This is a genomic window from Roseicyclus amphidinii (genome assembly GCF_030163755.1).
Lineage (GTDB): Bacteria > Pseudomonadota > Alphaproteobacteria > Rhodobacterales > Rhodobacteraceae > Roseicyclus > Roseicyclus amphidinii.
The window spans coordinates 1-7,876 of the sequence record NZ_JASJOE010000098.1; the positions used below are offsets into that span (position 1 = coordinate 1).

Annotated in this window: 9 protein-coding genes and 1 tRNA gene; 1 reads left to right on the forward strand and 9 read right to left on the reverse strand. The window is 66.2% G+C overall.

The window, feature by feature from the left end:
- Positions 1-85: 85 nt before the first annotated feature.
- From QQK83_RS18150 to QQK83_RS18185, 8 genes are all read right to left on the reverse strand, one after another.
- Positions 86-292: a hypothetical protein gene (locus QQK83_RS18150; RefSeq protein WP_284266695.1), complete on the reverse strand. Its 207-nt coding sequence runs from the start codon at positions 290-292 to the stop codon at positions 86-88.
- Positions 293-388: 96 nt separating this feature from the next.
- Positions 389-727, reverse strand: coding sequence for a RidA family protein (locus QQK83_RS18155; RefSeq protein ID WP_284266697.1), 339 nt, complete (start codon positions 725-727; stop codon positions 389-391).
- Entirely contained in the window at positions 724-2,133 is a 1,410-nt protein-coding gene (locus QQK83_RS18160; RefSeq protein WP_284266698.1) for an NAD(P)/FAD-dependent oxidoreductase, read from the reverse strand. Before QQK83_RS18160 ends, QQK83_RS18155 begins: the two co-directional genes overlap by 4 nt.
- Complete coding sequence (locus QQK83_RS18165) at positions 2,120-2,410, reverse strand: (2Fe-2S)-binding protein (RefSeq protein ID WP_284266700.1); 291 nt, start codon at positions 2,408-2,410, stop codon at positions 2,120-2,122. Before QQK83_RS18165 ends, QQK83_RS18160 begins: the two co-directional genes overlap by 14 nt.
- The gene (locus QQK83_RS18170; RefSeq protein ID WP_284266702.1) at positions 2,397-3,497 is read right to left on the reverse strand and encodes an NAD(P)/FAD-dependent oxidoreductase; all 1,101 of its coding nucleotides are present in this window, start codon (positions 3,495-3,497) and stop codon (positions 2,397-2,399) included. Before QQK83_RS18170 ends, QQK83_RS18165 begins: the two co-directional genes overlap by 14 nt.
- Before the next feature lie 69 nt (positions 3,498-3,566).
- Positions 3,567-4,568, reverse strand: coding sequence for a TRAP transporter substrate-binding protein DctP (gene dctP / locus QQK83_RS18175; protein ID WP_284266704.1), 1,002 nt, complete (start codon positions 4,566-4,568; stop codon positions 3,567-3,569).
- 41 nt (positions 4,569-4,609) lie between these two features.
- Positions 4,610-5,920 carry a TRAP transporter large permease gene (locus QQK83_RS18180; protein ID WP_284266706.1) on the reverse strand — a complete coding sequence of 437 codons (1,311 nt, stop codon included), beginning with the start codon at positions 5,918-5,920 and terminating at the stop codon, positions 4,610-4,612.
- Positions 5,917-6,387: a TRAP transporter small permease gene (locus QQK83_RS18185; RefSeq protein ID WP_284266708.1), complete on the reverse strand. Its 471-nt coding sequence runs from the start codon at positions 6,385-6,387 to the stop codon at positions 5,917-5,919. Before QQK83_RS18185 ends, QQK83_RS18180 begins: the two co-directional genes overlap by 4 nt.
- Before the next feature lie 134 nt (positions 6,388-6,521).
- Here QQK83_RS18185 and QQK83_RS18190 point away from each other — a divergent pair, with 134 nt between their 5' ends.
- Entirely contained in the window at positions 6,522-7,436 is a 915-nt protein-coding gene (locus QQK83_RS18190) for a LysR family transcriptional regulator (protein WP_284266710.1), read from the forward strand.
- A gap of 314 nt (positions 7,437-7,750) precedes the next feature.
- Here the strand turns inward: QQK83_RS18190 and QQK83_RS18195 are convergent.
- Positions 7,751-7,827, reverse strand: a tRNA-Met gene (locus tag QQK83_RS18195).
- Positions 7,828-7,876 lie beyond the last annotated feature (49 nt).

Sequence of the window (7,876 nt, forward strand, 5' to 3'; positions counted from 1 at the left end):
TGATGGTCGAAGCCTTCGCTCAGATCGACACCGAGGAGATCGACCCCATTCTCAGCATAAACACGAAAGCCGCCTGATCATGCCCTCAGGCCATCAGGGAAATTACACCAGCTTGACGGACGTGACCGAAGTCGTCGCCATCGGCTGCAAGGTCAAATAGCAGCGGCCGGAATCCGTCGGCGTGGATGTCCTTCCAGCAAGCAACGAACATCATGACCAACCGGCAATCGCCGACCGGCTGGTCCAGGATCTTGCGGGCCCGTATCATGGAATAGCGCCACTCGCCGAACACGAAATTGCCAGGTTGGCATTTCTCCCGGGAGATGCAGGAGAAGCCAGCGCCCTTGCAGGGCCACCGGCGCAAGCCGGTTTCGCTTGCAGGAAACGCCTAACAAGCCGCTGTGACAATGATCTCGACCTTGAGGTCAGGCCGAGCCAGTTTCGCCTCGCCGCAAGCGCGGGCGGGCGCGTGGCCTTCGGGCACCCAGGCATCCCAGACCGCGTTCATCTCGGCGAAATCGGCCATGTCGGCCAGCCAGATGATCGCCTGGAGCATCCGCTCGGGCGAGGATCCGGCCTTTTCCAGAAGCGCCTCGACCCGGCCAAGGCAATCACGGGTCTGCTCGGCCACGGTCGCGCCGTCGCCGACCTGCCCGCAGAGATAGGCCACGCCATTGTGCTTGACGATCTTGCTCATGCGTTGGCCCGTATCGATCCGTTCGATCATGTCGCTCTCTCCTGTTCCGCGCTGTCCGGGGCGGTATCCTCCATCGCGGCCAGTTCGCCAAGGGTCACCGGCTTCAGCGGCGGGCGGATGCGGTAATACCCGGTCTCGTCCGGGCTGCGTCCGTTGGCCTCGGCCAGCAGGGCCGTGACGGTCAGGCCGCAATAGCGCCCTTGGCAAGGCCCCATGCCGGCACGGCCGAAGGCCTTGGCCTGGTTCGGCCCGAGGCATCCCAACTTCGCGTGGCCGCGGATCGTGCCTGCGGCGACCTCTTCGCAGCGGCAGATAATCGTCGCATCGGCAGGCGACAGGGCCTCGGCAACGGGCGGATAGGCCGTATCGAGGAAGGGGCGCGCGGCCAATTCGCGGGAGAGCGCGCTGCGCAGGGGGACGGCGCGGCGGTCGCGGTCGGCCTCGGTCAGCCGGCCCGCGCATTCGGCGATGCGCAGGGCCGCGAGGCGCCCGGCGTGTTCGGCGGCCTTCGCCCCGCCGATGCCGCCTCCGTCGCCCGCGATAAAGACGCCCGGCACATCGGCGCCGCCCCAGGTATCGAGCACCGGCGCGAAACAGGCCTGGTCGGCGCGCCAGCGATGCGTCACGCCCAGCGACCGGGCGGCCTGCGTGTTCGGCACCACGCCGTGATGCAGCAAGACTGTGTCGCAGGCGATGCGCTGTGCCCTGCCCCGGCTGGTGAACCGGACAGCCTCGGCCCGGCCTTCGCCGTCGATCGCGATGCCGGTCGCGGCGCGGTAGCGGGGCACGCGGGCGCGGGTGATCTCGGCCAGAAGCCCGATCCCCTTGGCCAGGTAGGACCATCCCCGCACCGCGCCGCCCAGATGGCGCATGGCGCGGGCCATGTCGGCCCTTGTCTGTGTTTCGACCATGGCCAACGGCGGCACGCCCGCCCGCACCATCTGCGCCGCGATCAGGTAGAGAAGCGGCCCAGACCCCACCAGCACCGCACGGCGGGCCAGAAGCCCCGATTGCTTGAGCAGGATCTGCCCTGCCCCCGCCGTCATGACACCCGGCAGGGTCCAGCCCGGCAGCGGCATGGGCCGTTCCAGCGCGCCCGTGGCCAGCAGCACGCGGTCGGCGGCCAGCTGCGCGCCGCGGCCCTCGCGCGTGTAGGAGAGGCGAAAACCTTCCTCGATCGCCCAGACCACGGCGCCGATGATGTGGCGGACACCCTCGGCCCGCAGCCGCGCGGTCAGGCGCGCGCCGTCGGTGTAGTCGGCCCCGAGGATGTCGCCGCGCAGGCCCGTCACCCGGTCCACGTCCCGGTAGATCTGGCCGCCCGCCCGCGCCTGTTCGTCGAGCAACACCACGCGCAACCCATGATCCGCCGCTTCGCGCGCGGCGGCCATGCCGGCGGGGCCGGCCCCGATGATGGCGAGGTCAAACCGGTCCAAGATCGCCTCCATGCGGCTTACGTATCTCGAGCCCGACCGTAACCTCGACCATGCACGCCTGGCGCACGACGCCGTCGATCTCGACCAGGCAGTCGAAACAGGCCCCCATCATGCAGAAGGGCGCCCGCGGCGCACCGGAGACCGGCGTTTGCCGAAACACGCCGACGCCCGCGGCCAGCAACGCGGCGGCGAGGTTCGCCCCCTCGGGCAACTCCAGCGCCGTGCCGTCGAAGATGACGGGCACGCGCGGGGCGGCCTCGAGCTCAAGAAACGGCAAAGCGGGATTCACTGAAGACCTCCAGATCGGGGGCGGCCTCGGTCCCTTCCAGCCAGTCGGGCAAGAGGCGCGCATGGGCGGCGGCAAGGGTGATGCCGCTATGGCAGGTGACAAGGAAAGCGCCCGGCATCTCGGCGCTTTCCTGGTAGATCGGCAGACCATCCGGCGAGAGCACCCGGAGCGCGCCCCAGCTGCGCACAAGCTGCGCGCGGGCGAGCGCGGGATAGGCGGCGATCGCCTCGGCCGCGAGCCCCGAGAGGCCCGGCTGCGTCACCCGGTCGTCATGGCCCACCTCTTCGTTGGTGGCACCGATCTGGATGCCGCCCTCGTCGACCTGCCGGGCGATGAGCGAAGGGCGGTTGATCAGCTTCGGCAGTTTCTCGGTGATCAGGACCTGCCCGCGCTGCGGGCGGATCGGGGCCTTGAAGCCCATCGAGGGGCCAAGCTGCGCCGCCCCCAGACCGGCCGACAGGATCACGCGGCCCGCGCCCAGGGTGGTGCCGTCGGCACAGGTGATGCGGAACGCGTCGGGCTTCGTCACGGCGGTCACGGTCTTGCCGGTCAGCACCCGCCCTCCCATCCGGCGCACATCGGCGGCCAGCGCCTGCAGCAGCTTCAACGGGTTCGCGTGCCCGTCCTGGTGATGCAGGATCGCGCCCACCACCTTGGGGCCGATATGCGGCTCTTCCTTGCGCAGCGCGTTGTGGCCCAGAACCTCGAACGGGTAGTCGCCGTCCAGCTGCGCCTTGAGCGTCTCGTATTTCTCGACGGTGGCGTGCAGCGTTTCTTCCGAGAAATGCAGGTCATAGCCGCCCTTCTGTTCCAGCGGCACCGCCTGCCCGGTGTTGGCCGCCAGTTCCTCGGCGAACCCGGCCCAGATCGCGGCGGAGCGCTGCGACCAGCGGGCATAGCGCGGCTGGTTCATGCCCTTGGACTGCACCCAGACAAGGCCGAAATTGCCCCGGCTCGCCCGGAACGACCCGTCATCGCCATCGAGAACGGTCACCGTCCGGCCGCGCGACAGCAGGCCCCAGGCGACCGAGAGGCCGACGACCCCGCCTCCGATGATGGCATAATCGGTGTCCATGGATCTGTCCCGAAGGTGAGATGAGGAAAAAGGGCAAGGCGGCGCGGGCCGCCCTGCCCCAGGGATGGCTCAGTTGCCGGCGGCGGCCACCTGGTCGAGGATCGACTGGCCCCATTCGGCCCCGATGTCTTCCAGGATCTGCGGCCAGACCTCGGCGCGCACGGCCTCGGACATGGCGGCCAGTTCGGCGTCGCCGAGTTCCACCAGCGTGGTGCCCAGCTCTTCGACAAGGCGCTGCTCGTTGCGGCCCTGATCGGCCTCGGCCACGTCCCAGCGGGTCGCTTCGAAGGCCTCGGCGGCGGCGCGCAGGGCGTCCTGGTCCTCGGCGTCCAGACCCTCGAACACCTCGGTCGAGATGATCATGTACCAGACCTCGAAATGGGTGTTGGCGGGGATGTAGGTCTGCGTCACGTCACGGAACGAGGCATAGTAGCCCTCGGCACCCGAGCCGATCACGCCGTCCACGACGCCGGTCTGCACGGCGGTGAAGGCCTCGGAGAAGGGGATCGGCGACGGGATGTAGCCGAGCGCTTCGGCGGTCAGCTGGAAGGACCGGATGCCGGGCACGCGCACCTTGATGCCGTTCTCGACCGACGGGTCGCCGGGGCTGATCGCCTCGGTGTTGAGCGCGATGCCCCCGAAATAGACCGGGTAGGCCGCGAGCATGGTGATGTTCTGTTCGGCGTAGAGCCCGCCCACGACCTCGCGCACGACGCCGCCAGGGCCATAGACCGCGCGGGCCTGGTCCCAGTTCCCGGCGAGATAGGGGAACGAGCTGATCTGCATCCGCCGGTCGGCGGCGGTGGCGGCGGGCTGGGTCGCCATGTCGATGGCGCCGAAGCTGATGCGCTCCTGCACGGTGGTGTAGTCGCCGAGCGCCGAGGCCGGGAACAGTTCGATCGTCACGTCGCCGCCGGTCGCCTCGGTCACCGCCTCGGCGAAGGCGCGCAGCTCCACGTCGATGGTGGCGTCCTGCGGACGGACATGGCTCATGCGCAGCTCTTGCGCCTGGGCGATGGGGGTCAGCGCCATCAGCGCCGCCGCCGCGGTGGCAAGCATCATGTATTTCATGGTCAGGGTTTCCTCCGTGTTGATTGCTGTTGAGGGATGGATCAGGGGGTCACGTCATAACCGAAGAGGCGCGGCAGGAAGAGCGACAGGTCGGGCCAGAGCGAGGTGAGGAACACCACCGGCACGTAGCCGAACAGGATCAGTTTCATCGCGGGCGGGATGACCTTGGTCACCTTCACCTTGCCGATGCGCGCACCGAGATAGAGGATCGAGGCATAGGGCGGCGTGACGCCTCCCATGGCGGTGTTGACGCCCATGATCGCGGCGAATTGCACCGGGCTTACGCCGATCGCGGTCATCAGAGGCAACAGCAGCGGCGCGATCAGGATGATCGCCGTCACGTCGTTGACGACCATGCCGACGAGGAACAGCAGGATATTGATCAGGATCAGCAGCAGAACGCGGTTCTCGGTGATCGAGAAGATGCCCTCGACCAGCTGCTGGGGGATGCGCTCGTAGGTGAACATCTGGCTGAGGATCATGGAGAACAGGATCATCATCATGATCGCGCCCACCGCGGTCGCCGCCTCCTTGCCCGCCTCGAGAAAGTTGGGCAGCTTCAGACCCTTGTAGATGAGGAATCCGACCGGGACCGAATAAATCACCGCGACGGCCGCGGCCTCGGTGGGGGTCATCACGCCGCCGTAGATGCCGCCCAGGATGATGATCGGCATCAGGAGCGCGGGAAAGGCATGCCAGCCCCTCCGCGTCACCTCGCGCGTCAGCTCGGCCGGCGTCGGCTTGTCGTCGAGCACCAGGTTGAACCGGCGCGACATGAACAGGTTGATGACCGAGAAAGAGGTCATGATCAGCAGGCCCGGCCCCAGCGTCGCCAGGAAACAGGCCAGGATCGAGGTATCGGTGACCCAGCCATAGACGATCATCGTCACCGAGGGCGGGATCAGCAGGCCCAGGATCGAGGAATTGGCGATCAGCGCGGTCGCGTATTCGCGCGGGTAGCCGCGTTTCTCCATCTCGGGGATCAGCAGCGGACCGATCGCGGCGATACCGGTCAGGCCCGAGCCGGAAATCGCCCCGATCACCGCGCAGGAGACGGCGGCCACGACGCCCAGCCCCCCGCGCACATGGCCGATGAAGGCATTGACGAAGCGCAGGAGCGAGGCCGCAATGCCGCTTTCCGACATGATCGTGCCCGCCAGCACGAAGAGCGGAATGGCCAGCAGCACCGGGTTGCCCAGTTGCTGGAACCCCCAGAGCATCATGCCCCGCATGGTCACGTCACCGATGAAATACATCACCATCAGCGCCGCGCCGAAACAGTAGGGCAAGGGCACGCCCAGGGTCAGCGTGATCACCAGCACGGCGATGGCGATGAGTGCGATCTCGATCATGCCGGTTCCCCCGTGCGCAGGCTGCGGACATGCTGGACGAGGTGCCAGGCCGTGTAGACCATCATCAGCGCCAGCCCGACCAGCAGCGCGATGTCGGAATAGAAGGTCGGGATGTAGAGGGTCGGGCTCTCGCGCCAGGTGCGCCACGCATATTCGGTGTAGTCCCAGGCCCAGGACAGCAGCCAGAGGCCTACGGTCAGGCTGATCACCTCGCCGACGATGGCCAGGAACCTGTGACCACGGTCGGTCTTGATGAAGATCTCGAGAACGTTGGCACGGATATGCGTGTTCTCGCGCGAGGCGTTGACCGACCCGAGGATGTACAGCCACAGCGTCGGGTAGAGCATCGTCTCTTCCAGCCCCATCACGGGCACCTGCAGGACATAGCGCGTGATGACCTGCACGAATTGGCCGAGGGCCACGATGCAGATCAGCGTCGTCAGCAGGTATTTGGCGAATTTGTCCATGCACTCCCCCCGCCCCGACTCCGTGCCGGGTGTCTGTCACCATCCACAAAACCGAGGCATAAACTCAATTTGATTATATTTCTTACTTCATAAATTTGCTTTATGCTTGATGCATGAACCTGTCTTTTCGGCAAATGATGACGTTCCGCGAGGTCATGCGCTCGGGCTCGATCACCGAGGCGGCCCGCGCCATGGGGCGCACGCAGCCCGCTGTCTCGACCATGATCCAGACGCTCGAAGACCAGCTTGGATTGCGCCTGTTCCTGCGATCCCGCGGCAAGCTGATCCCGACGCCCGAGGCACAGTTTTTCCTCGAGGAATGCGAAGAGATCCTCGCGCGCGTGGAACGCACGGAACGCGCGATGGATCGTGTCAGCGCGTTGCAATCGGGCAAGCTCAAGATCGCCAGCCATCCGGCGGCCTCGAGCGTGTTCCTGCCCCGGCTGCTGACCCGGTTCCTCGAGGGCAAGGACGACCTCGAGGTCTCCTTCATCATGCGCTCCTCGGACGTGATCGAGGACCTGATCGCCTCGCAGCAGTTCGACGTCGGGTTTTCCGAAACGCCCTGCCCCCGCGCTTCGATCCGGCAGGTCGACTACGACCTGGAATGCGTCTGCGTGCTGCCACCCGATGATCCGCTCGCGGGGCGCGGCGAAATCACCCCGGCCGATCTCGACGGACGTCCCATGGCCGTGCTCTTCGACCAGCACCGGACCGCGATCCAGACCGAGGCCGCCTTCCGCGACGCGGGCGCGCGTTTCAACAAGCGGCTGGAATTGCGCACCTTCCTGCCGGGCCTGCAATTCGTCGCCGCCGGGGTCTGCGTGATGGTGAGCGACATGATCACCGCCTACAGCCACCTGTTGCAGGCGCCCGAAGACTCCCGGCTTGTCATACGCCGCTTCAGCCCACGCATCTCGAACAGCGTGTCGATCCTGACGCCGGGCTATGCCACACAATCCCTTCCGGCCCGCGCCTTCATTGCCGTCCTGGAAAGCGCGGTTGCACAAATGCGGACCGAGATCGAGCGCGAGCTTACGCTGCGCTGAAGGCGGGCACGGTCACTCTTCGCTTGGCAGTCGGCGCGCCTGACATCCGCCAATGCCATGAAATCATCCGAAATCACACATTCAAACTTGAGCACGCGCAGCAAGCGGCGCTTGATAACCACCTAAATCATAACTGAATTCGCACCCTTCATCACCAGAACGACGCCGATTGAAGGCTACTCCACGCCGTCGCAATTGATTGCGGGGTGATTTGCACCTACGGGGCTAAGTCGTTGATATTGCTTTGGACGAATGAACGGCGATGTCCCGCCAATCGCCAAGGCACTGAAATTGATATCGTTTCTTAAGGGGTTTGGTTGCGGGGACAGGATTTGAACCTGTGACCTTCAGGTTATGAGCCTGACGAGCTACCGGGCTGCTCCACCCCGCGCCAATTGCCGTGTGACGGATGTATGGTATCCGTCATGGGCTGTGTGATC

Bases quoted from the DNA above. Each gene is read 5' to 3' on its own strand.
- QQK83_RS18190 (WP_284266710.1), top strand. From the start codon at position 6,522: ATGATGACGTTCCGCGAGGTCATGCGCTCGGGCTCGATCACCGAGGCG.
- QQK83_RS18180 (WP_284266706.1), bottom strand. From the start codon at position 5,920: ATGATCGAGATCGCACTCATCGCCATCGCCGTGCTGGTGATCACGCTG.
- QQK83_RS18155 (WP_284266697.1), bottom strand. From the start codon at position 727: ATGATCGAACGGATCGATACGGGCCAACGCATGAGCAAGATCGTCAAG.
- QQK83_RS18170 (WP_284266702.1), bottom strand. From the start codon at position 3,497: ATGGACACCGATTATGCCATCATCGGAGGCGGGGTCGTCGGCCTCTCG.
- QQK83_RS18185 (WP_284266708.1), bottom strand. From the start codon at position 6,387: ATGGACAAATTCGCCAAATACCTGCTGACGACGCTGATCTGCATCGTG.
- dctP (WP_284266704.1), bottom strand. From the start codon at position 4,568: ATGAAATACATGATGCTTGCCACCGCGGCGGCGGCGCTGATGGCGCTG.